The organism is Stutzerimonas kunmingensis (genome assembly GCF_032106285.1).
GTDB lineage: Bacteria > Pseudomonadota > Gammaproteobacteria > Pseudomonadales > Pseudomonadaceae > Stutzerimonas > Stutzerimonas kunmingensis_B.
Genome location: NZ_DAMCPO010000024.1, coordinates 1 through 24121 on the forward strand (window position 1 = coordinate 1; position 24121 = coordinate 24121).

Here is a 24121-nt window from a genome sequence, read left to right on the forward strand (position 1 = left end):
GCTTGGCGAGGATCTCTTCCTCGCTCATGCGGCCCTGGGTGAACAGCTCGCCGTTGAGGTAGATGCTCGGCACCGACATGATTTGACGGGCTTCGACCTCGTCCTGGAACAGCGCGCCGTCGATGGCGACGTGCTTGATGTTCGGGTTGAGCACGGCCATCAGGTTCAGCGCCTGGACCACGTCCGGGCAGTTCTGGCAGGACAGCGAGAAGTAGGTTTCGAAGCTGTAGTCGCCATCCAGCGCCCTGATCTGCTCGATCACTTCCGGTGCTGTCTTCGACGGATGACCGCCGACCTGCAGCAGGGCCAGGACCAGCGAGGTGAATTCGTGGCCCATAGGGATGCCGGCAAAACGCAGGCTGATGTTGCCGCCGATGCGGTTGAGCGAGAACGACGGCTTGCGTGCATCATCACCGTCGGTCTTGAGGGTGATCTTGTCGCTGAGGCCGGCGATGTCCTGCAGCAGACTCAGCATTTCCTGGGACTTCTCGCCGTCACCAAGGGACGCGACGATCTCGAAGGGCTGGGTGACCTTCTCCAGGTAGGCTTTCAACTGGGTCTTGAGATTGGTGTCCAACATTGGCAACTGTCCTCGTGAACTATGGTGGCCCGGAGGGCTCGGTAAGGTGATGAATCTCGAATGAAGCAACCTTACGCCGGAGAGGGACTATTTCGAAATTGATTAAAATAGTCAGTTCGATTTAGACAGCCTATCTCTAAAAACAAAAACCCCGACCTTGTGAGTCGGGGTTCTGTTTTGTTGCCTTGGTCTGGAACGGCGGCGGCGGTGTCGACGGGCGACAAATTTGGCATTTGTCAGAATCAATAATCCCAATTAAATCAATGACTTACTAAAAACAATGGGCGCCATTATTGGCATGATCGAGCCACATAAAGTGGCATTTGCTGTCGAAATGACCGCAACTAGTGTCATTTTCCGCAAGTCCCTAAAGCGCGCTGCGTGCAGCACTACATTTCAGCAATACAAGCTACGCGCTGGAGGCAGACCTCAAGCCACAGCCTGGATTGACAACCTGTCAATGCAACCCAGATTACGGCGAATCCACCGAGTAGGAAACAGACGCTTTCCGACTTCGACAGACGGAAAGCTTGGTGGCTGTATGAAGACTCGTTAGCCCTTTGCCAGCAGCGCCATTGAGCTGGACGAATCAGCAAATCGATAGCCCATAGCCTTGTAACCCGCTTGGCGCTTACTCCACATACGGAGCAAAGCAGGATGTCCGGCATCAATGAAGTCAATGATGCGCACATCAGCCTTACTCACATGTTCCCGGTGCAGGCGGCCCGCATACTGCTGGAGAGTACCCTTCCAGGAAACCGGCATGGCCAGTACCAAGGTATCCAGTGCCGGGTGGTCAAAACCCTCTCCAACCAGCTTCCCGGTTGCCAGGATCACCCGTGGTGCATCGGCTGGCAGTGCTTCCAGTTCGCCGATTAGTGCGGAGCGTTGCTTCTTGGACATCCGCCCATGCAGCGTGAATAGGTTCTCGACCCGACCAACCAACTGCTCCTCAATAGCGTTGAGGTGATCCGTTCGCTCAGTCAGCACCAGGATCTTCCGGCCTTGGTCAAAAGCGTCTCCAACCTCAGCAACAATCTTGGCTGTTCGCTCTGTGTCGCTGCACACCTGCAAGAAGACATCCTGGATGCCTGTCCCTTCGGGCATGACTATCGGTCGAGAAAGCCACTGCGGCGTCACGGCCAGATCAGCTGGAGCACTCTCCGGCCTACTCGCTGTATGCCGAATGGGCCCGCACTGCATGAAGATAATCGGCTGCTGGCCATCACGACGTACTGGCGTAGCGGTCAGACCCAACACATATTTGGTCCCAGCAGCCTTGAGGAGGGCCTCGAACGAAAAAGCTGACAGGTGATGGCATTCATCCACGATGATTTGTCCGTATTTTTTCACCTGCTCGCTGACTTCGCCCTGCCGCGACAAGGACTGCATCACGGCAATATCGATGATGCCTGTCGGCTTGGCCTTACCACCGCCGATGGTGCCGACCTTCGTTTTGTCTGCGCCCAAAAACGCCTGCAACCTCTCCTTCCACTGCTGGAGCAACTCCGTCCGGTGCACCAGCACCAGCGTGTTCACACCGCGCTGGGCAATCAGCGCGGCAGCAGTGACGGTTTTCCCAAAAGCAGTGGGCGCACAGAGGACGCCGGTGTCGTGCGCCAACATGCCGTCGAGAGCAGCCTCTTGATCCGGGCGTAGCGTGCCCGCAAAGCGGACATCAATGGGCTCTCCTGCGAAGCGCTCATCGTGCAGCACCAGCTCAATCCCGTTGTCATGTAGCAATGCCCGCACGTCATCCAGGCAGCCACGGGGCAAGGCAATATGCTGGGGAAAGTTTTCCGCGCACCCAATGACCCGGGGCTTGTTCCACACAGGCATACGCATGGCCTGTGCCTTGTAGAATTCGGGGTTCTGAAAGGCCGCCAAGCGGATGAGCTTGTTGACCAATGGCTGGGGCAGTTCGGACTTGTCGAAATAGATCTGGTTGGCCAGGGTAACGTTCACTGACTCGGGTAACGGACAAGCCAACTTCTGAGTCTTTTCCGCTGTGCGCTGCCAGGGTTTCGGCTCGTCGTCATCCGCAACTGCGGTGACATCCAATGGATGGCGACCTCCAGTGGCCAGCAGGGTTTTCGGCACAATATCCTGCACGGGCATAGGCTGAATGCTGGCCAGAAATGCCCACTGGTCGGGATAGGGCGTCAGCGTCTCATCGACAAAAACACTGCCGCCAAACGCGCGGGCCCGCTTCTGCAAGGGCAAGGCAATCAAGTTGCCAAAGCCGCCTTTGGGCATGCTGTCCTGATTTGGAAACAGTCGGTCATACGAGCCCAGCGTCAGTTGCCGGGTACGCTCGCAGGTATGACTGATGATCGCGGAGCCGAGCAGGCGCGCCTCATAGGCGGGGACATTACGCTCGAAGAAAATCCAGGCGTGCGCCCCGTTGCCCGAGCGAGAGATTTCCAGTGCCACCGGCACGTCCAACTCACAGCATGACTGGGCAAAAGCCGTGACATCTTCACGCCAATCGGCCTCGTCAAAATCCACCGCCAGGAAGTAGCAGGTGTCATCTGGCAGCAACGGGTAAACGCCGATGACAATATCTCCGGCCAGATGCTTGTAGAGCACCTGATCGGTCAGCGGCAGGAGTTGGCGGAACGAGCAATCTCCGCACTTGATCCGTGGCTTCTCACACACACCGGGTCGCCATTCATTGGCGCACGCCGGTGAGTAGCCCGATTTACCGGCCTTGCTTTCCCAGCGCACGGGAAACACATCGGCACGGCCCCGAAACAGTCGCCTGAACAACGCCAACTTGGCATCCGTGTCGAGACTCGAACTTATCAGTGGAGGCGGGCTAGTCGGTTCGACTAGCGGCGGCTCGTCAGGCAAGCGCCACTCAACACCATGCGCTTCCAACAGCGCGATCAAGCGCGCATTTTCGGCCCGTAGATGCTCAAGCAGATCATCACCACTCATCGTGCCGAGACCACCTTTCAGTCATAGGGGAACAGCTGAGCCCGCTATTTAAGACGCTCGGCTGCCTTGCGATAGGCCTGCTCACGCTCACGGCGATCAACCGCGACCACAAACACCACCACCTCGTGGTCAAGCACCTGGTACACCAGGCGATAACCACTGCTGCGCAGCTTGATCTTGTAGCAGTCCGGCAGCGAATGGAGCCGATTGGCTTCAATGCGCGGATTGAGCAACACCTCAGCGAGCTTTTTCTTCAGCTGCTGGCGAACGGTATCACCCAGTTTTTGCCACTCCTTCAGTGCCCGCGCATCAAACTCAAGGCTATAGGTCATCCAGCGCAACCTTCACGCGCTGAGGAGCGGCCAGGCGTTCACGAACCGTGGCGATTAACGCTTCATCTTCCTCGGTCATCAGCACGGGCCGGAAGGGCAGCTGTCCGCGCTCGGCCACATACTGCAAAGCCTGGCGCATCAGTTCAGAGGGGGTGACGCCGAGCTTTTCCAGCTCCTGGTAAGCACGCGCCTTAAGCTCGTCGTCGATGCGGATATTGATGGAGGCCATGGTGCGACCCTCACTGTAATGACATTCGTATTTACAGTGACAGGGTAGCCGTCGTTTGGCAAGCGGGTTGGCACCCCCGCCAGTAACACACCGACCAAGTGCCTCCTGACTGCGGCACCACACCCCCGGTGCCCGGTAGCCACATAATGCTGAAGTGGTCGCCAGCACCCTGTCCGCAGCGGGGCACTATTGAACATAGCGCCCGTTATGCGCACCCCACAGCTCGGGAATTTATTAACGCTCTTGTTAATAACTTCCCGAGCTGCACGTCTGCACCACCACGAAAGACACCCGCAGCCGCCACTAGCGCCTTAGGCATGCAGGGGAACGGTCACGTGCGCACCTTTTTTCAGGCCACAAAAAACCCGCCGAAGCGGGTTCTTTCCTGACCATTCAACATCCTGTCGATGCGTCCTAGCGATGGTCAATCATCCTTGATGCCGAGCACATCCGTTGCTCAGGATGGGGTTAGATTAGTGCTCGCAAGGCAATGCAGGGAGCGGCTAAGAACGCCTGGCCGTGTAAGCCATTCGCTATAACGCTTTGCTGAAAAGCATTGACCAGCAGCTATAGTGGCCTCAGCCAATAGGTCAGGCCATTGAAGCAACAGTTCGTCTCTTGTACCGAATCTGAGGGTGATTGTTGACTCGCTTCATCTCGAAAAGATCGATGGCCGCAAAAAGGTCTACCAGCCTTGGATAACCGTAGTTCCGAGCATCGAACGATGCCTGATTACCGATACGGCTACCCACTGTAGCTAAAGAGGCCCAACCATCTTCGCTCTCCGCGTATGCGACCGCGTTGCGCAATAGATTCATCAGTTTGGTATCACCCTTGAGTTCCTTGCAGGTTTTTCTCTCCGGAGCAGGCGTGAGCCCTGAATCTTCAACTGCCAAGCTTTTTTCCAGATGAGTGATCAAAGCACCGACCTGCTCATCCGTCAGCTCTGGTTGATCAACATACAGAAATCGTGAGCAGGCATTCACGAAAGGCTCAGGCGTCTTTCGCTCACCAAAACCCACGACCTGCTTGCCTTCGGCCCGCAGTCGCATGACTAGTGGGGTGAAATCGCAGTCGGACGAAACCAAGCAGAAGACATCGACTGGTTTATTGAACAATACATCCATGGCATCAACAGCCATGGCCATGTCCGTCGCGTTCTTACCTTTAACCAGATCGAACTGCTGAATCGGCTGTATTGCATGCTCATGCAGCACTTTTCCCCACGGATCCAGGCATGGGTTCTTCCAATTGCCATAGGCTCGGCGGATGGACACAGAGCCATAGGATGCGAGTTCAGCGAGCACGTCCCCTATCTTGCGGCTTGGCGCATTGTCCGCATCAATGAACATAGCGACATTGAGGTTTTGCGGCTGACCACTCATACGAAACTCCCTGTAGTTGAATCCATCATGCCGAAAGCATCCTTAGCACCAATATTGCGGAACAGCTCAGCCGCCAGTTTCTTGGCCTCAGCCTCGTCAGCAGAACTGATAGGCTCCAGCTCTACACCCTCATCCCCATCGACATAGAGCGGGCCACCTTGATCATCGTCGTACTCTTGATCGGCATACATGCCACCGTCGTGGTAGGCCCTCATCGAGCTATTCCGCAGGTCGCGACCGAGCATCTCTGATAAGAAAACCCAGACCCAGCCTTGGAATATATTTTCCGAATCGATGTGATCGATCAGGTGTCGCATGGCTTGCAGGTCACCCTGCTTAGCAGCCTGGATGCACCAATGCTTCGACATCGCAGGCTGACCACACTCTGCCGCTAAATCAGCAATCCGCATCGGGTCATTGAAGGAAGAAAGAGCAAAAGCTCGACTGAGTAGCGCTGGATCTCCAGTTTTTTCTGCAAGATCTACAGTCGCTTCATCGAAACCCAGTAAAGCTGCTTGTTCGAGATGAAAATCAGATTTCGATATCCGCTCGCGATCTGCCAGGGCCGCTTGCGCCCACTCCAGCTCGACGCCCTTTAGCTCTTTTCCAAGCTGCCACTGCTTAAGCCAATAGTCGTCCCCAGGACTGGGATTATGCTCATCCAAAATCCCGCCACGCCCGTAAATTAGAGCAAGTACGTAATGAGCCAAGGCATTCCCTCGGCCAGCAGCAGCATCCAGCCCGTCGAAAAGAAGACCTAACCGATCCTCGTCCAACCAGGGTTCTTTTCTACGGTTAGCAACGAAATCGAACTCATCATCACTATCGCCAGGGTCATCATCGTAGTCATCAAGATAGCGCTTCCCGATATGCCCACCTTTCACAGAGGCGAGCACAAATGACAGGGATACCGCTGCAAACCGATGCTGGCTAACGAGATGCAATATTGCAGAGCCTGCTACCTCGGCGACGTCGGCATAGCCGAGTTCGATCAGCCGCTGATTCAGAAGCAGCAAACTCTCTGTGGAGATGTCAGGCTCGTAATCCAGCGTGGCAAACACATGATGCGAATGCAGCGCAGCGCTGGACTTAAATCCGTTGCATGCGGCTAAAAGCTCATAGACATGGCTCTGCTTGAATTGCTGGCCAGTTACGGAATTTAGATGCTGCTTCGCGGAAAACGCGAGTTCTTTGATAGCCATGAAACCATCCTCATAGCCCAACCGTTAGGAGCACGTGGCACACGTTTAAGCCCCAGACGACTGAGCTTCGAAGGTTTCAGATATCAAGAAGAGGAAGGAAAACAAAAAGCCATTTTTAACTCGTGTGCAAGTTGGGCGGGCGCCTGCGTCAGATTCTAGCTATGAATCAGTCGCAAAGTCGAGCAGGGCGCCAGCTAACTTCTCTAATCAGCCACCTGTATTCAGATCAGCCTGAATAATCCACGCGTCATTGTTTTCCTCCACCAGCGGTGCCAACTGCGCGACCAGCTCGCGCGCGCGCGACGCCATAACCTGGCCGGTATACACACCAGCATCAAGTAGCGCTTCGACCGCCTGCAACCACTGACCGCTGGAGAGAATCGACTGGCCATAAGGCGCCACATAGCAGTCATCGCCAAACTCAAAATCCACAACTTCTTGAATCAGGTAAGCCGCTTCATCGGCAAAATAACTTGCTGGCTCCGCCACAGAAAGCAGCGTTTGTTGCGCCTCCAAAGATTCAGGAGCGATCTCAAGGGCCGCCCGCAGCTCTAAGTATTTCCAGTGTTTCAGACTAAGAGTATTGCTTTGGCTTTCATCCATACCCAGCTCTCTCGGCTCGAAGGCTTTTGCCTGCTCCAGGAAACTCTGAGCCTCTCGCGCCACACTCTGGCGAAATGCGCAACCTGAGTGTCAGAGGCCTCAGCTTTCTGAGCTCCATCCTTCTAGGCAGTACATTGTGGATGGCGCTACTCGCGATAGTATTGTTCGCCCTGAGCCAACGTGATGGCCCTATCACCATGGGAAGCCTCATCACTCTGGGCCTAACCTTGGCAGGGTTTGTATTCATCTGGCGGGATTTTTATACACCTTGGTTCCGCGTCATTGACGACTGTGTCGTCAAAGCCCCTGAATGGGTGTCAGCATTCAGCGAAACCAGCTGCGAGCTGGAAATGTACCGGCACGATAATTACCGATGGACACGCCTGGTGCGCTTTACGGCTGACTGCCCTGTTTGCGGCAGCACCATCCAGCTCCAACCTGGCAAGCCAGATCAGAACCTCCCACTGGTAGGTCGCTGCCTCGAAAGCCCACACGCCCATGTCTACAGCTTTGACCGTATGACCCTTCGTGGCGCGTACATTGGCCCACCCATGCCCGAAGAGAAGGATCAGTAAGGAATCTTTATCTTCTGATCCAGAATGGCATCCGGCTGCGCCACAAGGGGATCAAGCCAGTCCGCTTTGGCCCGAGCCCAGGCCAGAAACGTCAGCTGCTGATTAGACAAGGCGCCAGCGTCCAGAGCGCGGGCTTCTTGAGCGCGTAAAAAAGTCCGGATCGTTTCCGCCTGCTGCCAGCGCTGCGCATCCTCAATCAGCTGCGCCAGCTTGTGCTTTTCCGCGTCCTGAAGCGCTTGCTGCGCCAGCGCAGCCATGCGTCGCGTTTCCCGAATCTGATTTCTGCGCTCCTGCTCCTCGCGGTAACGAAGAGTGCCAATTGCACACCTGGCCATCAGCACCACAACCTGGTTTAGCTGCTCTTCAATTGGAGCCCGTGCGATGTCCTTAATAACGGCACCACCATCGCCACAGCGAATTTCGAGCTTCCCAGAGGGTGTGTACTGGTAGGGTGGCCAGTAGCTGTACTCCCCACGGCTCTTTGCCGTCACTTGCTTTGCGGTTGGCACATAGCTAGTCCGTTTGGTGGCTTCAAAAACGCTAAGCGGCAAGCGCACACCAAACATTTCGACCTCCACATGGTGATCGCCCTGTACCAACTTGAAGCCGCGTTTCTCCAAGGCTTTAATTAACGTATTCATGACGCGCAATGCCCGCATGCGTTGCTCAGCAGAAACCGCAATATCAACACCCTTGCCACGCGGCAACGGTATGCCTCGGCTGTCTTTATAGCTGGCGTTAAACGCATCACGCGTGGCCGCGACGAGATGATGCCAACGTGTTCCCCGGCTCGGCACCTGGATGTAATTAGCGGGATCACGCTCAAACGCCAGCACAGGCTCTAAGCGCTCATCTACAGGAGCGTTCACCTCGGTGGGTGGCACCGGTTGAGCGACAAACCGATAAAGGTGCCTAGGATTACCGTTATACGGTTTAAGTGCTGGACGGCTTGGCACTGTGCGCCCCGCTTTAAGCTTCGCCCAGTAGCCTCTCGGAGGCGTTGGAATCAACAAACGGCTACACAGCTTTTTGAGCCCCACATTCGAAAGCTGATAACGCAATGCAACGATCAGTACCGGCTCAGCCCAGACCTCTTCGAGCAACTTGGCACGGTCATACTCTTGATGCATCGAGGGTACCTCTCTCCTAGGTTCACCGGCACTTCATCGCACACCTTAAATTTAGGGCTACTGAACAGTAACCGTCCGCCGAACCCATCTCCCCGCTTCTTCCAGATAGCGGCATGGTGTGCACCTATTTTTGGTGGACACCATTTCAAGCCACTTTCTGGAGGGTTTCGTGTCTCGACAGCGCCGTACATTCCCCAAGGCTTTCAAGGCCCAGGTCATCGAAGAGTGCGCCCAGTCCGGTGCTTCCGTCGCCGGCGTGGCGCTCAGCCACGGGCTCAATGCCAACCTGGTGCATAAATGGATTCGTAAGCAGCGCGAGCCGCTACCGGTCGTATCTGCACGCTTTATCCCGGTGCCGCTCGGCATCCTGCCTTCAGAGCAGGCCAGCTCTGAAGAGCTAACGATACGAATCGAAATCCCCTACCACGCCGGCAGTCTGTCGGTGCACTGGCCGGTGCAGGACGGCGAAGGCTGTACACGCTTGCTGCGCGGGCTGCTCGCATGATTCGCATCGATCGCATCTGGCTGGCCACCGAGCCGATGGACATGCGCGCCGGCACCGAAACCGCATTGGCCCGTGTAGTGGCGGTATTCGGTGCGGCCAAGCCGCACTGTGCTTATCTGTTCGCCAACCGCCGCGCCAACCGCATGAAAGTGTTGGTGCATGACGGTGTAGGGATCTGGCTGGCCGCGCGGCGTTTAGATCAGGGCAAGTTTCACTGGCCAGGCATCCGTCATGGCTCGGAGGTCGAGCTCGAGAGCGAGCAGCTTCAGGCTTTGGTGCTCGGTTTACCCTGGCAGCGGGTTGGTGCAGCCGGTGCGATCACAGTGCTGTAGCGCCGGCCATTAGCCCATCGCTTTATCTGCGCTGATCGCCTGCTCTGGCACAATCAGCGGCATGACTTCCTTGCCCAATCTCGACCAACTGACACCTGAGCAACTGCGCGCACTCGCTGCGCAGTTGCTGTCGCAAGTCGACACGCTGGGTAAGACGGTTGAAACGATGGGCAAGAAGATCGACCGCGATCAAACCGTCATCGAGCAGCTCACCCATGAAATCGCCTGGTTCAAGCGACACAAGTTCGCCAAGCGTAGCGAGCAACTAAGCCCTGACCAGGGCAGCCTGCTGGATGATTTGCTCGACACGGACATTGCCGCTATCGAGGCGGAGTTGAAAACCCTCAATCCTCCGGCGGCTCCGGCTGAACCCCGCCAACAGCCCAAGCGCGCACCGCTGCCAGCCCAGTTTCCGCGTACTGTGATCCGTCACGAGCCGCCGAACACTCAATGCGCCTGCGGCTGCCCGCTGCAACGCATCGGCGAAGACATCAGCGAAAAGCTGGATTACACGCCTGGCGTGTTCACCGTCGAACAGCATGTGCGTGGCAAGTGGGCCTGTCGCCAGTGCGAAACATTGATCCAGGCGCCGGTACCAGCCCAGGTGATCGACAAGGGCATCCCGACTGCCGGCTTGCTGGCTCATGTCATGGTGGCCAAATACGCCGATCATCTGCCGCTGTACCGGCAAGAGAAGATCTTTGGCCGTGCGGGTCTGGCTATCGCGCGTTCGACATTGGCGCAGTGGGTCGGACAAACCGGCGTACAGCTCCAACCATTGGTCGATGCCCTGCGCGAGGCGGTACTGGCGCAAGGCGTGATCCATGCCGACGAAACCCCCGTGCAAATGCTGGCCCCTGGCGAGAAGAAAACCCACCGGGCTTACGTCTGGGCATACTGCACCACACCCTTCGCCGACCTGAAGGCCGTGGTCTATGACTTCAGCCCAAGCCGTGCAGGTGAGCATGCGCGCAATTTTATGGGTCAGTGGAATGGCAAACTGGTCTGCGACGACTTCGCCGGCTACAAGGCCAGCTTCGAGCAGGGCATCACCGAAATTGGCTGCATGGCCCACGCCCGCCGCAAATTTTTCGATCTGCACTCAGCGAACAAAAGCCAGTTAGCCGAACAGGCGCTGCACTCCATTGCCGGGCTGTATGAAATCGAGCGGCAAGCACGGCACATGAGCGATGAAGAACGCTGGCGAATACGCCAGGAAAAGTCTTCACCGATCCTCGATGCGCTGCATGACTGGATGCTGGCCCAGCGTGATCGGGTGCCCAATGGATCAGCCACGGCAAAAGCCCTGGATTACAGCCTAAAACGCTGGCTAGCGCTGACGCGCTATCTGGAAGATGGAGCCGTGCCCATCGACAACAATCAGGTCGAGAACCAGATTCGGCCTTGGGCATTGGGGCGCTCGAACTGGCTGTTTGCCGGTTCACTACGCAGCGGCAAACGGGCGGCTGCGATCATGAGCCTGATCCAGTCAGCACGCCTCAACGGTCACGATCCGTACGCCTACCTGAAGGGCGTGCTCATGCGGCTACCAACGCAGCGGGCAAGCGAAATCAGTCAACTGCTGCCGCATCAGTGGATACAGCCTGAAGCAGGCATGTAACCACAGCGGTGTATCACCCCAAACAGCCTACCCGTAATAGTCTCGCACTGATTTTTAGGCGTTCACGATGTGATACACGGCGGGCGTTCAGCGTGTGATACAGCTACCCGTGCAGCCTGTGATACAGATACGCAAGGTGAATTAGCTAGACGCTTACACTGAACACGCCTAGGCGTCAGGTGAACGCCTTGTTCGCGAAGCTTGAGAAACTCATGAAGCGACTGAAAGCCACCCTGCTCATGGAAGCTGACAATGACATAAAAGCTCCCGCTGAGCGTTCGCAAAACCCAGTACGGCCCGTGTTGCTCCGCGTGAAGAATGTCCGACGTTCTCAGCCGGTGGCCATCTTGAAACCGGCCAGATAAATCGGCTTTTACATGCCGGTGCATCACGCCGAAACCACAGCAAGAAACAATCACCGCGTCGGTGAGGTATGCCGTTACCGGCTCACCGAATGAGTGGTTGAACGCTTCTGCCAGAGACACTGAGTATGTGCTCACGGTGATCTCCCCCATGACTACAGCGTTAGTACCAGATTGGCGTTGAAGCCCGTGTCTTCGCCGGGGTATCCCCTGGGGTTACACACGACGCGAGTGCCCGCCACGTCATAGTCGACCGCCGTGTGCGAGTGACCGTGAACCCATAACGCCACCTGGTCGCCTCCCATCAGATCTTCCCAGCGGTTTGCATAGGCCGCATCTATATGGCCTCCTGCATGGGGGTTGTCCTGAAGCGAACGCAAGGTAGGGGCGTGATGGGTCATCACCACGGTGCGGCCATCAAAAGGCTCCGCCAACTTGGTGCGCAGCCAATCGTGGGTTTTCACAGACTGCTCAACGAGGTCAGCAGGCCGGATGCGCCGATAATTTTCCGTGCGTATCTGCCGGAAATCGCTCATCGCATTTTGCGCACTGAAGGACGCGATAGGCGGATTGCCAGTGGCCGAAAAATCCGTCCACATGGTGGCGCCGAGAAATCGCACGTCCGCGATGACGACCTCATCTCGATCCAACACCCGCACCCGCTCATCCTGCGCCGCACGCATCTTTTCCAAGGTGCGGCTCAGATGGCCACCGTAGTACTCATGATTACCGGGCACATACAAAACAGGCCCCGAAAAGGTGTTCTTGGCCCAGTCCACCCCGCGCGTTTTGACATCGATATCACCCGCCAGGATGACGACATCGGCATCCCGCACTTGCGGGCTGAAGAGGCTGAACTCGTTGTGCAGATCGGACAGTGAGTGAATACGCATCGTTTTGCCCATAGCGTTGAAAGTGAGTTACGACTCGCCGAAAAAGTCATCGCGCGCGATCCGACCAAACACTTGGTCGTCTGCCGGTTGCTCCTCATCAAACAAAGTGTGGATACGTCGCTCCTGACGCAGATAGGCCAACACCCCAAAAAAGCAGGGCTCACATAGATGCACCTGGTAACGCTCGCCATCATGCTTCGAGCCATACCCCCACAACGCCTGCAAGGTACCGAACTGCTGGCCGTAGCCCGTTACATGCGTGGCGTCTCCACACACTGCACAGTGAATATCGACATCAGTCTGAATCGGCTTATCCATCACGATCACTCCTAGCGTCCGTGGAAGATGGGGGCGTCCCGCCATCTAACCGAAACGGTGTTATGCGCAGCCCGGTTCGAATCCCCAACCAGGCCACAAACCCCTCAGAAAATGCGGCCCACGGTTTCCAGCGCAACCCGCTTGCGCATGCCATCACCGAGCAACGCGTACGTTGTGTTGGAGGTCTTGAACAAGAAGCCATCGTCAAAGGCGAGCAGAGGAGAGGTGCGGACAAAATCACCGGCATCCCAACGCCCAGCAGAGTCATAAACAACCCTGTGGGCATAGATCATCACCGGCTGGCGTCCGGTCTTTTCCAGTACCGTGAGTTGCTCGTCGGTGACGTCGAGATCGAGCCAGATCCAATCCCGAACCAGACAGAACGCCCCCAATCGTCGGCTCTGCATATGCGCCAACGCTTGCTCGTCAGTCATGGCCGACCCCGACATCGGTTCACCGTCGCCGTAGAGCATTTCTGTAACTGCATTGAGGCCTTTCATCGTCATTCCCTTTCCACTCGGAAGATTTTCACCATCGCACTGAGCTCCGCGCGCTTGCGCACGCCATGGCCAAGGAGCGCGTAAACCGTGTCGCGTGTTTCAAAAAGGCAGCCCTGCTTGAACGCAATCAACGGCGTACTGCGTAGCCAGTCGCCTTCATCGAAACGACCCAGACTGTCCGTGACTACAGAGTTTGCGTACAACATGACCGGCAGAAGCTGTACGCGGTTGAGTTCTTCGCGGACAACTTCTGGAAGATCGAGATCAACCCAGATCCAATCGCGTACGAGGCAAAAATGGCGGCCCGGAAAGCCTTCGGCGATAAGCTCAATGGCATGAGCGTTCGTCATCTGATGGCCGATCATCGTCGTGCCGGGCGCGTGCAACAGCGCGATGCGAGCAGTTTGCTGGCTCATAGGCTGCCCCGGCTCAGTGGAGGCACCAGCGCGAATGCGCTAGCTGTGCGGTTTCAAAAAGATTGATCAGATGAAGCAGCGCTCGGCGACCGCCAGGAGCAAAGCTCACGATAACGAGGCATTCCAGCTCCTGGGTTTTAACCAGCCAACGCCTGTCATATTCGATGACCTCTGTGATGCTTCCCGATATCAGTTGCGCACCCTCGTCATACCCCCACGCTTTATATGCGTCGCCGACCAGGCAGCCGGCGACGATCTTTGCATCCACGATGTAACCGGTAATGACTTCTTGGTAATCATCCAGCAGGGCATCGGCCAACCTGGCTTTCTTCAGAAGAGTCAGCATGTCGAGCCCTCAAACTGGTCAGCGAGTTCTCGGATTGTGGGTTTGCGCAACTGAGCCGCACGCGCCAGGTCTGCATTGCGAACCAATAGCCCCCGCAGACCACCAACTGAATCTTGAGGTGGCGTGATGACTTCAATCTTGGCGGGACGCCAAGATTGGGTCATGTTCAAAGTCTTGGTATTGAGCTGTTTGGATAGCTCGGCGGTTGGGCTGTACGTCAGCAGAAACTGAATCAGAGCCGATACTGGGATGACATCGCGCTTGGCTTTGCCATGCGTCTGAACGATGCTTTTGAGGTATCCCCCCTGAATCCATTTTTTGATCACACCAGCTTTCCAGCCAGAGACCTGGGCTAAATCATCGACGCTCAGCGCAACGTCAGGATCGTTTTCGCGAACCCTTTGCGCGATCTCCACCTTGTCAAACTGCAACCCGGCCAACCCCGCGAGTGAACTGACGTGCGCGACGGGCCGCACAATGCCCTGCAAGATGTCCTGCAACACTCCCACGATCTTGCTGTTAGAGATGCCGTGTTTAGCTGAAATCTCTTGGAGCCCAATCCGTACTGATGCTCTGGGATTTTGGCGGATGCGCTCCACCAGTCGCTGGATCACCTGATCGACGTCTTCTACTCGAAATTCGCCGGCTACCAGTACTGGGCGCTCATCACGTTTGTAGCGACGCAAGCCCCCGGCCTGGATAAAACGCTCAAAGAAATTCTTCGAGACGTTCAGGCGCTGACGAGCTTCCGTAGCCGAGAGATAGCTAGCTCGATTAGCGGCAATCTGGTCGAGGGTTGATCGGTGCACAGCAACGAAGCGGCTTTTGCCCTCTTGATGCACTCGCCCATCAATTTGCTGCGTAATCACAAGATTGGCCAAGATATCGGGAGCCACACCCAGAAGCCTTGCGGCTTCAGCGGCAGCGAACCAGTGCATGGCATCTGCGTTGTCAGCTCCAAACATCAGGCCGCGAGTGCTAACACCCAGACGTCCATCGAAGTGCTCGGCGATCAGGGCCTTGAATCGATCTCGTAAAAAATCAAAGCTGGACGCAGAGTAAGTACTGAAAAGCTCCCGGTACCAAACGCCAATACGTTCTGCCAAGCCCACCCCAGTTCCATTGCACAATTGATCCTGGAGGGTTGCATCAAAGCGCCGAGGCCACTCGCCCAGTAACGACTCAAGACAACTCACCATTGCCACCGAGTTCTCTACAGAAGAGCTACTGCCCAAGCGAAATTTGACCGGCAGCGCTTCACTTAGTCGGCCCTGTGCCTTAGCCAATAACACAAGAAATTCAGGCAAAAGCGGCTCGTAGCCGAGCTGATTGAGTGCATCAGGTAAGGCCTTACAAACTGACAAGGTAACGCCAGCCATCAGGGCCGACAGCTCCACGTAAAACGGCGAAGCTAGTGCAACTGACGCGCAGCGAAAGTCGTAGCCGCAATCACAATGCATTAGCTCGCGACGGCTTTGGCAAATCTCTCGCGTACACTGCGGACACTGGCTGACCAATGCTGCTCTATGGATGTGGCAGGCGGTTACCAAAAGGTGAGACCAGGCTTCCCGAGCCACACCCTCGGTGGCCAGACATGCTGGGCAAATCGGCGACTGATTGCGGCGCAAAAAGCTTTTCTGTGCAAGGTAACGGCCCTCACCATCGCACCACAGCGTCAGCTCATCGCTCGCCAGTTCAAAGCAGAGTCGCAGTTGCTCAAGCTCATCCAGCGAATAACTGACCTTCATCGTCAACCCAGCTTCTCTCAACAGCGCATGGGCCGTGCCGTAGCCATTTAGTTCAGCTTTACGCATGAACAGCGAGTTCAGGCTTTCTCCGGGCTTCAGGACAACGGTCTGGAAAAAAGACATGGTGGCCCCGCTCAAAGCTTCGGAATAGGCAGGTGCGCTTGATTGAGCACTTTCACATAAGCTGCATTCAGCTCGTGTTCAGAAATATCCGTATTTGAGAGAAACGGATTACCGGAAAAGTGCTGTTCGTTAACGGCATGGGCATACGCCTTGGCCAAGCACTTTGTGTCGATGACCTTGCGGGTGTTACCCGTTTCGGCATGACTGAACAGGTCTACCAGAAGGCCGAAACGCCCGACACAAGCGGCATAAAGTGCTTTCAGGGTTGGGGTATCCTCTACATGGATTGACCAACCTTGTTCGCGATAAGCCTCAGCGATCAGTTGGGCACCTGCGGCAAAACCTTCTCGATCTGTGGTGCTGATCCAGGCGTAAGGGTAAATAAGCTCCGTGGTCAGACAGCGGCCACGCAACTGCTCGTTCAGGCTGAGCAAGCGTTCTGCGCATGGCAGCCCCATGAGAATGAGCGAGATGTTCAACTCATCGCTCAACACTTTGAGAAAGTCAGCTGACGCCCTTACCTTCTGTACGCTGCCATATTCAGACAGGTGCTGAATTTCATCGAAAATGATCGCTCTGACCCCGGCAACCTCCAGTTGCCGCAGCGCCTGGTTATAGAGATCGGAGGTATTGCACTTGCTCAGCACCCGGCCATCCAGACCGCGAATAATGCTCAACGTGAGCGAACGCTGGTTTGGCTCCGCAGGGGAGATAACCCGGATCAACGGCTTGCAGACCCTGCCATCCGCGCCTTGATTCGGAAAGTCGGCCATCCAGGTTTGAGCAATCTCGGTCTTGCCGACACGGCTCGGGCCGAATAGCGGCAAAATCTGCCGCTCACCCAGCAATGACTGTTCGATTACCTGCTTGCCACGCTCATACGACTGCAAAAGCCGACCATGGAAGAAGCCCTCGGAACGCACCACCTTGCTCACAGTACTCGTCATCACTTCTTCCTGCGGTGGGGTTTTGCAGCCACTTCGAGCGAAGCTGGCGATGCCTGTGGCACATCAGGCTCCGACTGTTGACCAGCAGTAGTGATCGAGGCCAGCGCCTGCTCTATCTCACGCTCAGCCCTGCGATTGCTGTTAATGCCGCCTTTTTTGCTCTTCTTGGCATTGGCGTCTTCGATAATTTTCAGCTGGTTCAACACATGCGACTCTTTCGACAACGCATGGTCTGACAGATAGTTTTGGCTTCTGTAATACTTGGCTTGTTCGAAACTCATGGCCGGCATGTAAGTGTTTTTGTTCGGCACCACCAGCCAGCTCTTCGAATCCTCGTCAAAAATATGGATCGCACTGCAATCCAACGGATTGATGCAGACATCCACTTTAACTTTAGAATTTGTCTTATATAGCGCCGACACATAGGCACTTTGATACTGTTGCTTCTGATAGTTGACCCCTTCTCGGGTCACATTGAGTTTGATTCCCAGGTGATGCCGACAAGCACTCATCATTTCGTCTGGCGAGGGTGCAGGGAAAATTGGATATTGCTGACTCAGCATATTCAGGGCCTCAATCGGTGAACAGTTGAACCCGTACCTGCTGGAAAGTCGGTCATTTTTCTTAATATGGTAAGTATCCGTCACCCAGCGGATAATATATTTTTTCAGTTCATCCAACGTTAGCTTCGCCGATGCCTGTGCATTCTCCAGCGCGTGCTTCTCACGCTTATCGTGCGAAAATTTCGCGCCTGGCAGCTTATTAATCAACATCGTATGTAGCGTGCCAAAGAAGCGTTCAATGAACGGTTTCTGATATGGCGCACCAGCAATGCAGTACTCCAAAAACGTTGAGAGAAAGCCGGCGGCTTTAACAACCATGGGCCCATGAAAATCGGAGCCATTGTCCATTACAAGCGTTCGAACATCCGCCGGCGCCGGCCATGTATTAAGACATTCATACTGTTGACGGAAGGCTTCGCCTTTGGGCGAGAATGCGAACTGAAGGGTCTGCAATACACCAATCTGACTAGCTGCTTGAATCGTCAGATGAATACCCACAATCGTTTGGGTAGCAGTGTCGATCATCGCGTAGAGCGTGGGACAGCCGATGACATTTCCAAAGGCATCCACAATAAAGATGTCCAGTACCGTCGAGTCGATCTCAACGCGAGCGTACGGCTCTTTGACGTCGAGATAATTCAATGCATTACGCATAATCAAGCGGAATGAATTTCGACTCAGGCGGCCTTTAATTTTTTTCAGATTGAGCTTGCCGATAAATCGGCTCACCGTGCGCCTGGATACCCCACCCAAATCAATTTTTAACTCAGCAGACTTATCATCGCATTTTTTGTTGATATCATTAACAATGTCTTGGATGCCAAACTGATAGTTATTACAGTACTTCTCCTCGATGACATTAAGAATAACTTCTTCGACAAGCGGATCGATTGATAGCGCGCGATGGACGCCTCGCTGCGAATAGTTGGCTGCTAGACAGTTGGGAAAGAGCGATCTTTTATAGATTGCCCAGATGCGCTCAATAGTCCGTCGTGATGGAATTTTTCGATTGCCAGAATATTTTTTCTGAATCTCAGCGTAGATAAATTCCCACGTACCAGTTTCAATATGTTCCAAGATGATATCGATATACTGTTTTCTCTCATCCCGAGATTTTTCTTCTGCTCCAGTCAGCTCCCGAGGCTGAAAAATCTCATCGACACCGTGCTCATTCCGCTGGCACACAACGAGCTTCAGCTCTCCCGCTGCAACCTCATTACGAAATTCATCGTCTTGGTAGACATATGTCTCCCCCAAGGGCCCCAGCAGCACTACCTGGCGTGCCTTGGTGTGAATGCTCCCAATCACATAGGTTCGCCCGTCGCGACCAGCGACGAGGCCATCAACTTTGTAACGGCGCGGGCTGATGTGGCTGTCGTTGAACACCGCCATGTCAAAGCTCCACGAACATCAGGTGATCAAGCGTGCCGTGAGCCGCCTCTACACAAGCGGTGTCTGAAAAAAGCGGCTGGGTAAGATCAGCACGGAGTACGCCGTAGGCGAGGCCAAAGAAAATGTCAGCGCTCGTCAATTCAGCCCACTGCTTCAGTTCGTGTGTCAGCCATCGGTCTTGTCGCAACAGCGCACGGCTGATTTTTTGGCCCGCTTCTGCGGCGTGCTGCTCCTGAGCCGAGCTAAGTGCTTTCTTCAGGTTTTCCAAGTTAGAGATAAATACGGGAGTGAACCCCTCTTCGGTCAGCGTCATAAACGGCTTGCCGTATTTACTGAGGGTTTTTTCTGCCCGTGCATGCTTCTCAGCATGCTTTTCCAAAAAGGCACTGGGCTTACTTTCGCAAACGCCGACCTGACCATCAGCGCGCTCATATTCACTGTCTGCGGTGTAGCTGGTGACCTTCCTTCCCGCCTTTTTGGGCAGCTCAGCGCGACTAGGCACTAGGGTTTCGTTTTCAAGGTCGATGCAGACCGCCTGATCCGACACACGCCTCAATCCAACCTGGAGGCTGAGCAGGAGCAGGTGGTTCCTCTCAAGAAAACTTTCGCCGGCGACAAAGCCATTGGCGTTGCGCTCAGTCGGCACGATATAGGCCTTACGCCCACGGTTGGCGCGCTTAGCGATATCGCGAACGGGCTTAGTTCCTTTCTTCCTAGTCGGCATTTATTGGCCTCCAATCTATTGGCTTTACAGTAATAGCCAACCTTGTTAGGCTTGTCAATAGATTCGAGTCCAACAAATTTAAGGAAGGCAATGGGGCGGCACGTCGATACGAGCTGGTACGACACTTATGTGCAGAGCAGGGTGATGGAACAATCCCTGGCTGAAGGGCCGCTCAGTGATCCTGAACTGGCAGGTCTTTTGGGACTGAAGCCAAAAACCTGGGCACGGATAAAAGCTGCTGGCCGTTTTCTGGATGGACTTAAGCCGGGCCTCGAACGGGAGCGCATTCAATGCGGTTATGCTCCGTTGGAACGGCTGGCTAAGCTCTGGTCAACCTCACCAGACACCGCTCAAGAGCTATTCGACGCGGTGCTGAGCAATCAGCTCAAGCTAGCCGACCTGGAAACCTTGATTCGTGGCGGTGCTCCATCGCAGCAAGGAACTGACTCCACACGGCCCACTCGCAACACGACGCAGAAATATGCGCTGTTTAACCAGCTCGAAGAGTTTTTTGATTCGTCCAAATTGCACCCTTTCAATACCTATAGAGGGCGCGTCATTCGACGACGCGGCACCCTGGGCAGCCCAGGTGGCTACTACCTCTACGATGCACAGGGAAAACTGAAGTGCCTCGTGCTGTGTATCCAGCCAGGCGCTTGGCGCGACCCTGCCACAGCCTCGCGAGAACTGTATGAACATGCCCTCGCACAGCGTCACCTAGCTTCCACCATTTGGTTTGTTTTCGAGCGCTATAACGGGGTGCTTCAGCGTTTGGCGGAGCTGAGCCTCTACTGGGGGGGCTCACCGTATGACAAAAAGGGCCACTGGCTGTTCTTATCGCACTTTATTGACACCGGCCATTTGCAGGTCTTGTTCGAAGACCACTTTGCCGAGCTCATTGTGCGAATTAACGCTGGGGAAAGATTTATCGAGAAGACGGAACTGTTCTGCGCGCTGGAAGCGCTGGATGGGCAGCCGCCTCCAAAGCCTGAGCCCTTACGGCCTCTGCTGGATCTACCTAGACCCAGCAAGACGCGTAGCTACCGCGAGGTTGTCCAGGAGCGCATTTGGGCGGTTGGTAATAGCGACTCAGCAACCAATGAGGAGAAACGAGGCAAGCTGAACGTTGATCTGGACTTGTGAACCTAAGCCAGTCAATTGCGGCCTATGGATTTGCCGAGTGAGCACAGCTCACTGCGCGTAATAGGACGTTTTGTTTAATACGCCCCCTCACCTGACCCTGAATCGGTGACCGCTCGGCCAGTGGTGGTCACCGGCCTTTGGCCCTGCGCTATACCAGATCCCTGGGTACTGGCTGAGTGTCAGAGCAGGGGCGATGAAAAAAGCTGTCGAGCAGGACACCTTGCAGGCACTGGTCGAGACTGGGGCGGCGAGGGAGTTTCGCGTGCTGCGCGAAGGGGAAGCCTGGCGCCTGGAGCTGCGCCTAGGGGTGAAATGGCTGCCGGTGAGACTCTGGCGCTCGCTGACAGCGGCGGGGCGGTTTTGCGAAAGCGTCGGAACCAAGGTACTAACCGTGGAGCTTTAAACCACGGAGTTAGCGCTGACGTGCCCGCCAAAGCTCCTCAATATCGAGTTCGTCCAAGGCTTCGCGCATACGACGGAAAGCATTGTCCGAAAAGCATTGAATCTTCGTCGATCCAAACTCAAAGACATGGCGGCAGCTGACGTCATCGTCTATCCCCAGATGAGCTCGCAATACCTTAGCCTTGGGCGGCGTCAGACCCAGTTTGTCCGCCAGCTGTGCCGCCCGTAAGTAAAACTTTTTCTGGAGATCCAGCTCACGCACTGCCGCCGCCTCGGCAGGGTTATCACCACCGATATAGCGCACAGGGGCGCCTTCCTTCTTGGAGAAGTGAACGACCAAGTTCACCCCCTCACCATCTGTGCGCGTGCCCACAGTAGATAGCCGAGGAAAGACCTCAAGGATGTCTTGCCCTGCACGCACCGCCTTCTCGATACGGTCGATGTCACGCTCGGATATAACAACCTCCTCCACGGCAATCGACTCCATCGCCAGCAGGGAGCGAATCCTTGCACGAGCTTCGTCCCGGTGCCGTCGCCCAGGCTCCAGCAACTCCCGGATCAAGCGATATTCCCGATCCACTAGGAACTCGAAATCCCCCGGAGGCATCGTCGAGACGGGTAAAACCCGAGCAGGTATATGCTCAATTAGAGCATCCTCCAGAGCTCGCTGAAGATAGGCATCAAACGCCGTGATCAATGCTCGCGTGTTGAGATACAGCAGATCCTCGGCAACGACGACGAACCAGTGCTGCGCCGCATCGCGCAAGCTATCAATCGCACGCATCGCGCCGGCTTCCTCAGCTGTCAGGCCAAAGTGCGCTGTGCAGAGCCCGAGGCACTTATCGAAGCTAATCGAACGCCCCGCCTCTTTATCAAATACCTTGGCCTGGTTCTGCACCAATACTGCCTTCAGCAGCATTTCGCAGGCATGCTGGAGGTGCAGCAGTACCGTAGTGATTCGCCCATCATCATCAAAGCTATTGAATGCCTGCATCCCCGTGCGAAGAGAGCCGAGAGCCTTGTTTTTAAGGGTTCGTGCGTCTCGTACCAGCTTCATAAGTCATCCACCCACCGACTGTTAGTGGGTTCCAATCCTACCGCCAATACATGGGCTGTGGCGGTCATTGACGTCGGGGGGAGGTGTGCGCAACGTTAGGAATTAAGATGCTGACGCTCACACTTTGATCAGCAAGCTGCTCAGAACCGCTCAACGTCATCGTGCTCGCCCGTTTTTCAAAGATTCCACGCCAGCACCGGAGAGCACAGACCTATTTCCAAAAAACCTACTCACGCACTTGAGCCGCATCATCACTTTTCTTGTGATTAGTCTTCTGCCTGTCGGCTACTGCCATGGGATGATTTGAGAAATGCTGTTTAAAAGTTTTGAGTAGCGATTTGTTTCCTGAGTCATTGATCATGCTCAGAAGCTCAGGGCCCTCTCGGTAGGCAATCGTGTATCGAGTGGTTTTACTGTTTTCTTCTTCGATAAACGCTTTTGACGCCGGGCTGAGGGCTGCGTTAGTCCACAGTTCAAAGGTCTGCTTGACCTTGCCATAGTCATTCTCATGCTTGGCAAAGTCGCGCAAAACGGGTAACCGTTTCTTTAGCCACTTTTCAACTTCTGCGTCATCCACTTGCCCTGTGGGGAGATGACCCTTGCACTCGATGAACACTATCTCTTTGCTGCCCACCTCCACGAACACATCGATCTCCGCACCGGCACCATCGGATCCGCGCACGAGCTTGTTGATGCTTATGTTGGGCTTGAGGTAGTGCTCAGCGGCTATTTGAGCGCACAGATACTCGAAGAGACATCCACGGAGAGTGCCTTCAGCACCTTCAATCTTGCCCAAAGCATTGAACAGCACATCGATTTTTTCGGGGCTGCCAAGCCTGACAGCAGTGGCCTTCAGAACCGAGGCCAATTCGTGAAGAGCCTGAGCAACATCAGTACCCAATAAGGAATCCAGGGTGGCAGCTATCGCTCCATTGGCCCGAATAGCTCGTACGGCGTCAGACTCATACGACTCTGCCAGAAACATCTGGAGGATGGGGGCCACCTTACTGAAGCCCCGAACGTTCCGACATTTCTTAATGAAGGCCTTGGCGGCATCCAGGGTCAGCGGTTCACCCAGATAGACATCACACACGAATGAGCCAGGCGTTGGTTTCGTGCCCACGCCGGTCGAACCGAGCAATGGATGCAAATATGAGGGGGCCGATAGATCCCAGTAATTGGGCCCGGCTGATGGGATACTCCCCTCGCCACGGACTCGTATTTGGTTCCAACTTCCAATACCAAGACGTCGCGCCCAGTCCCGGACGGCATTCAGCGCCATGGCCTCAACTTTCAGTCTGGCATTGAGTTCCAGAAAAGCGAGTTGCTCGTCCTCATCTGAGAAGCTGGCAAGGGCGACACATTCACCGATGCTTACAATATCAACACGCTTGATCAGGTTCGAGGCGAGCAGCTGCTCTACAACCATGTCTGCGTTCACCTGCTTGGATTGAAGCTTGGGTGCGCCGCAGGCGATTTTGAAGTGATCGACCGGCAATACCCCACCACGATCCCAGATAGCAGCCAAGCCAAACCCACAGGCATGGTTGGTGCTCTTGAGCGCCTCGACCAGTCTGTCGAAGAAAATCCGCGATCCATATTGGCTGGTCAGATACACGAACGAAGAACGATGCGGAAAGCTGACCCCTTTCAGGCGCTTGGCAGTGGAGCGCTTGATCAGTTGCCTGGCATTGGTAGAACTCACGCCGTATCGTCTGACCAATTCCTCGGCCAGGATGTTGCTCAGGCAAGG

Annotated in this window: 24 protein-coding genes; 5 read left to right on the top strand and 19 right to left on the bottom strand. The window is 55.3% G+C overall.

The window, feature by feature from the left end:
- The 8 genes from RT582_RS17430 to RT582_RS17465 all read right to left on the bottom strand — a co-directional run.
- Window positions 1–580: thioredoxin family protein (locus RT582_RS17430; protein ID WP_313478825.1), on the bottom strand; the 580-nt coding region annotated here is incomplete at its 3' end.
- A 552-nt stretch (window positions 581–1132) separates the two neighbouring features.
- Window positions 1133–3520 carry a TOTE conflict system archaeo-eukaryotic primase domain-containing protein gene (locus RT582_RS17435; RefSeq protein WP_313478827.1) on the bottom strand — a complete coding sequence of 796 codons (2388 nt, stop codon included), beginning with the start codon at window positions 3518–3520 and terminating at the stop codon, window positions 1133–1135.
- 44 nt (window positions 3521–3564) lie between these two features.
- The gene (locus RT582_RS17440) at window positions 3565–3852 is read right to left on the bottom strand and encodes a type II toxin-antitoxin system RelE family toxin (protein WP_044315231.1); all 288 of its coding nucleotides are present in this window, start codon (window positions 3850–3852) and stop codon (window positions 3565–3567) included.
- A complete protein-coding gene (locus RT582_RS17445) occupies window positions 3842–4081 on the bottom strand; it encodes a type II toxin-antitoxin system RelB/DinJ family antitoxin (protein ID WP_003284884.1) in 240 nt (79 codons plus the stop codon). Before RT582_RS17445 ends, RT582_RS17440 begins: the two co-directional genes overlap by 11 nt.
- A 590-nt stretch (window positions 4082–4671) precedes the next feature.
- The gene (locus RT582_RS17450; protein ID WP_313478831.1) at window positions 4672–5466 is read right to left on the bottom strand and encodes an NYN domain-containing protein; all 795 of its coding nucleotides are present in this window, start codon (window positions 5464–5466) and stop codon (window positions 4672–4674) included.
- On the bottom strand, window positions 5463–6668 hold the full coding sequence (locus RT582_RS17455) for a hypothetical protein (protein ID WP_313478834.1): 1206 nt from the start codon (window positions 6666–6668) through the stop codon (window positions 5463–5465). The genes RT582_RS17450 and RT582_RS17455 overlap by 4 nt, the downstream gene beginning before the upstream one ends.
- 207 nt (window positions 6669–6875) lie before the next feature.
- Window positions 6876–7271, bottom strand: coding sequence for a hypothetical protein (locus RT582_RS17460; protein WP_313478837.1), 396 nt, complete (start codon window positions 7269–7271; stop codon window positions 6876–6878).
- A 568-nt stretch (window positions 7272–7839) separates the two neighbouring features.
- Window positions 7840–8976, bottom strand: a complete 1137-nt coding sequence (locus tag RT582_RS17465; protein ID WP_313478840.1) for a hypothetical protein — start codon at window positions 8974–8976, stop codon at window positions 7840–7842.
- Between the two features lie 169 nt (window positions 8977–9145).
- On the opposite strand from RT582_RS17465, the gene tnpA reads away from it, so the two are divergent.
- The 3 genes from tnpA to tnpC all read left to right on the top strand — a co-directional run bounded on the left by tnpA (window position 9146) and on the right by tnpC (window position 11434).
- A complete protein-coding gene (gene tnpA, locus RT582_RS17470) occupies window positions 9146–9481 on the top strand; it encodes an IS66-like element accessory protein TnpA (RefSeq protein WP_023911066.1) in 336 nt (111 codons plus the stop codon).
- The gene (tnpB, locus tag RT582_RS17475; RefSeq protein ID WP_046622429.1) at window positions 9478–9813 is read left to right on the top strand and encodes an IS66 family insertion sequence element accessory protein TnpB; all 336 of its coding nucleotides are present in this window, start codon (window positions 9478–9480) and stop codon (window positions 9811–9813) included. The genes tnpA and tnpB overlap by 4 nt, the downstream gene beginning before the upstream one ends.
- A gap of 61 nt (window positions 9814–9874) precedes the next feature.
- Entirely contained in the window at window positions 9875–11434 is a 1560-nt protein-coding gene (tnpC, locus tag RT582_RS17480; protein ID WP_313478844.1) for an IS66 family transposase, read from the top strand.
- Window positions 11435–11951: 517 nt separating this feature from the next.
- Here the strand turns inward: tnpC and RT582_RS17485 are convergent.
- The 9 genes from RT582_RS17485 to RT582_RS17525 all read right to left on the bottom strand — a co-directional run bounded on the left by RT582_RS17485 (window position 11952) and on the right by RT582_RS17525 (window position 19766).
- Complete coding sequence (locus RT582_RS17485; RefSeq protein WP_313478847.1) at window positions 11952–12689, bottom strand: metallophosphoesterase; 738 nt, start codon at window positions 12687–12689, stop codon at window positions 11952–11954.
- A gap of 27 nt (window positions 12690–12716) precedes the next feature.
- Window positions 12717–13007 carry a hypothetical protein gene (locus RT582_RS17490; protein ID WP_313478849.1) on the bottom strand — a complete coding sequence of 97 codons (291 nt, stop codon included), beginning with the start codon at window positions 13005–13007 and terminating at the stop codon, window positions 12717–12719.
- A 104-nt stretch (window positions 13008–13111) separates the two neighbouring features.
- The gene (locus RT582_RS17495) at window positions 13112–13507 is read right to left on the bottom strand and encodes a DUF6957 family protein (RefSeq protein WP_313478850.1); all 396 of its coding nucleotides are present in this window, start codon (window positions 13505–13507) and stop codon (window positions 13112–13114) included.
- A gap of 2 nt (window positions 13508–13509) precedes the next feature.
- Window positions 13510–13923, bottom strand: a complete 414-nt coding sequence (locus tag RT582_RS17500) for a DUF6957 family protein (RefSeq protein ID WP_313478851.1) — start codon at window positions 13921–13923, stop codon at window positions 13510–13512.
- 13 nt (window positions 13924–13936) lie between these two features.
- The gene (locus RT582_RS17505) at window positions 13937–14269 is read right to left on the bottom strand and encodes a hypothetical protein (RefSeq protein ID WP_313478853.1); all 333 of its coding nucleotides are present in this window, start codon (window positions 14267–14269) and stop codon (window positions 13937–13939) included.
- Window positions 14263–16140, bottom strand: coding sequence for a TniQ family protein (locus RT582_RS17510; RefSeq protein WP_313478855.1), 1878 nt, complete (start codon window positions 16138–16140; stop codon window positions 14263–14265). The genes RT582_RS17505 and RT582_RS17510 overlap by 7 nt, the downstream gene beginning before the upstream one ends.
- Before the next feature lie 11 nt (window positions 16141–16151).
- Window positions 16152–17087 carry a TniB family NTP-binding protein gene (locus tag RT582_RS17515; RefSeq protein ID WP_313478858.1) on the bottom strand — a complete coding sequence of 312 codons (936 nt, stop codon included), beginning with the start codon at window positions 17085–17087 and terminating at the stop codon, window positions 16152–16154.
- Window positions 17087–19042 (bottom strand): transposase, encoded by a 1956-nt coding sequence (locus tag RT582_RS17520; RefSeq protein WP_313478862.1) that lies wholly within the window; start codon window positions 19040–19042, stop codon window positions 17087–17089. Before RT582_RS17520 ends, RT582_RS17515 begins: the two co-directional genes overlap by 1 nt.
- Before the next feature lies 1 nt (window position 19043).
- The gene (locus RT582_RS17525) at window positions 19044–19766 is read right to left on the bottom strand and encodes a hypothetical protein (RefSeq protein WP_312452349.1); all 723 of its coding nucleotides are present in this window, start codon (window positions 19764–19766) and stop codon (window positions 19044–19046) included.
- Window positions 19767–19910: 144 nt separating this feature from the next.
- On the opposite strand from RT582_RS17525, the gene RT582_RS17530 reads away from it, so the two are divergent.
- Together RT582_RS17530 and RT582_RS17535 are read left to right on the top strand one after the other, a co-directional pair.
- Window positions 19911–20909 (top strand): hypothetical protein, encoded by a 999-nt coding sequence (locus RT582_RS17530; RefSeq protein ID WP_313478864.1) that lies wholly within the window; start codon window positions 19911–19913, stop codon window positions 20907–20909.
- A gap of 193 nt (window positions 20910–21102) precedes the next feature.
- The gene (locus RT582_RS17535; RefSeq protein WP_313478865.1) at window positions 21103–21312 is read left to right on the top strand and encodes a hypothetical protein; all 210 of its coding nucleotides are present in this window, start codon (window positions 21103–21105) and stop codon (window positions 21310–21312) included.
- Between the two features lie 9 nt (window positions 21313–21321).
- Here RT582_RS17535 and RT582_RS17540 read toward each other — a convergent pair whose 3' ends face one another.
- Both RT582_RS17540 and RT582_RS17545 read right to left on the bottom strand, forming a co-directional pair.
- Complete coding sequence (locus tag RT582_RS17540; protein ID WP_313478868.1) at window positions 21322–22368, bottom strand: hypothetical protein; 1047 nt, start codon at window positions 22366–22368, stop codon at window positions 21322–21324.
- A gap of 226 nt (window positions 22369–22594) precedes the next feature.
- Window positions 22595–24073 (bottom strand): hypothetical protein, encoded by a 1479-nt coding sequence (locus RT582_RS17545; protein WP_313478870.1) that lies wholly within the window; start codon window positions 24071–24073, stop codon window positions 22595–22597.
- Window positions 24074–24121 lie beyond the last annotated feature (48 nt).

Excerpts from the sequence above, each read along its gene's own strand:
- RT582_RS17435 (WP_313478827.1), bottom strand. The coding sequence starts at position 3,520 with ATGAGTGGTGATGATCTGCTTGAGCATCTACGGGCCGAAAATGCGCGC.
- RT582_RS17440 (WP_044315231.1), bottom strand. The coding sequence starts at position 3,852 with ATGACCTATAGCCTTGAGTTTGATGCGCGGGCACTGAAGGAGTGGCAA.
- RT582_RS17445 (WP_003284884.1), bottom strand. The coding sequence starts at position 4,081 with ATGGCCTCCATCAATATCCGCATCGACGACGAGCTTAAGGCGCGTGCT.
- RT582_RS17450 (WP_313478831.1), bottom strand. The coding sequence starts at position 5,466 with ATGAGTGGTCAGCCGCAAAACCTCAATGTCGCTATGTTCATTGATGCG.
- RT582_RS17455 (WP_313478834.1), bottom strand. The coding sequence starts at position 6,668 with ATGGCTATCAAAGAACTCGCGTTTTCCGCGAAGCAGCATCTAAATTCC.
- RT582_RS17460 (WP_313478837.1), bottom strand. The coding sequence starts at position 7,271 with ATGGATGAAAGCCAAAGCAATACTCTTAGTCTGAAACACTGGAAATAC.
- RT582_RS17465 (WP_313478840.1), bottom strand. The coding sequence starts at position 8,976 with ATGCATCAAGAGTATGACCGTGCCAAGTTGCTCGAAGAGGTCTGGGCT.
- tnpB (WP_046622429.1), top strand. The coding sequence starts at position 9,478 with ATGATTCGCATCGATCGCATCTGGCTGGCCACCGAGCCGATGGACATG.
- tnpC (WP_313478844.1), top strand. The coding sequence starts at position 9,875 with ATGACTTCCTTGCCCAATCTCGACCAACTGACACCTGAGCAACTGCGC.
- RT582_RS17485 (WP_313478847.1), bottom strand. The coding sequence starts at position 12,689 with ATGCGTATTCACTCACTGTCCGATCTGCACAACGAGTTCAGCCTCTTC.
- RT582_RS17490 (WP_313478849.1), bottom strand. The coding sequence starts at position 13,007 with ATGGATAAGCCGATTCAGACTGATGTCGATATTCACTGTGCAGTGTGT.
- RT582_RS17495 (WP_313478850.1), bottom strand. The coding sequence starts at position 13,507 with ATGAAAGGCCTCAATGCAGTTACAGAAATGCTCTACGGCGACGGTGAA.
- RT582_RS17500 (WP_313478851.1), bottom strand. The coding sequence starts at position 13,923 with ATGAGCCAGCAAACTGCTCGCATCGCGCTGTTGCACGCGCCCGGCACG.
- RT582_RS17505 (WP_313478853.1), bottom strand. The coding sequence starts at position 14,269 with ATGCTGACTCTTCTGAAGAAAGCCAGGTTGGCCGATGCCCTGCTGGAT.
- RT582_RS17510 (WP_313478855.1), bottom strand. The coding sequence starts at position 16,140 with ATGTCTTTTTTCCAGACCGTTGTCCTGAAGCCCGGAGAAAGCCTGAAC.
- RT582_RS17515 (WP_313478858.1), bottom strand. The coding sequence starts at position 17,087 with ATGACGAGTACTGTGAGCAAGGTGGTGCGTTCCGAGGGCTTCTTCCAT.
- RT582_RS17520 (WP_313478862.1), bottom strand. The coding sequence starts at position 19,042 with ATGGCGGTGTTCAACGACAGCCACATCAGCCCGCGCCGTTACAAAGTT.
- RT582_RS17525 (WP_312452349.1), bottom strand. The coding sequence starts at position 19,766 with ATGCCGACTAGGAAGAAAGGAACTAAGCCCGTTCGCGATATCGCTAAG.
- RT582_RS17530 (WP_313478864.1), top strand. The coding sequence starts at position 19,911 with ATGGAACAATCCCTGGCTGAAGGGCCGCTCAGTGATCCTGAACTGGCA.
- RT582_RS17535 (WP_313478865.1), top strand. The coding sequence starts at position 21,103 with ATGAAAAAAGCTGTCGAGCAGGACACCTTGCAGGCACTGGTCGAGACT.
- RT582_RS17540 (WP_313478868.1), bottom strand. The coding sequence starts at position 22,368 with ATGAAGCTGGTACGAGACGCACGAACCCTTAAAAACAAGGCTCTCGGC.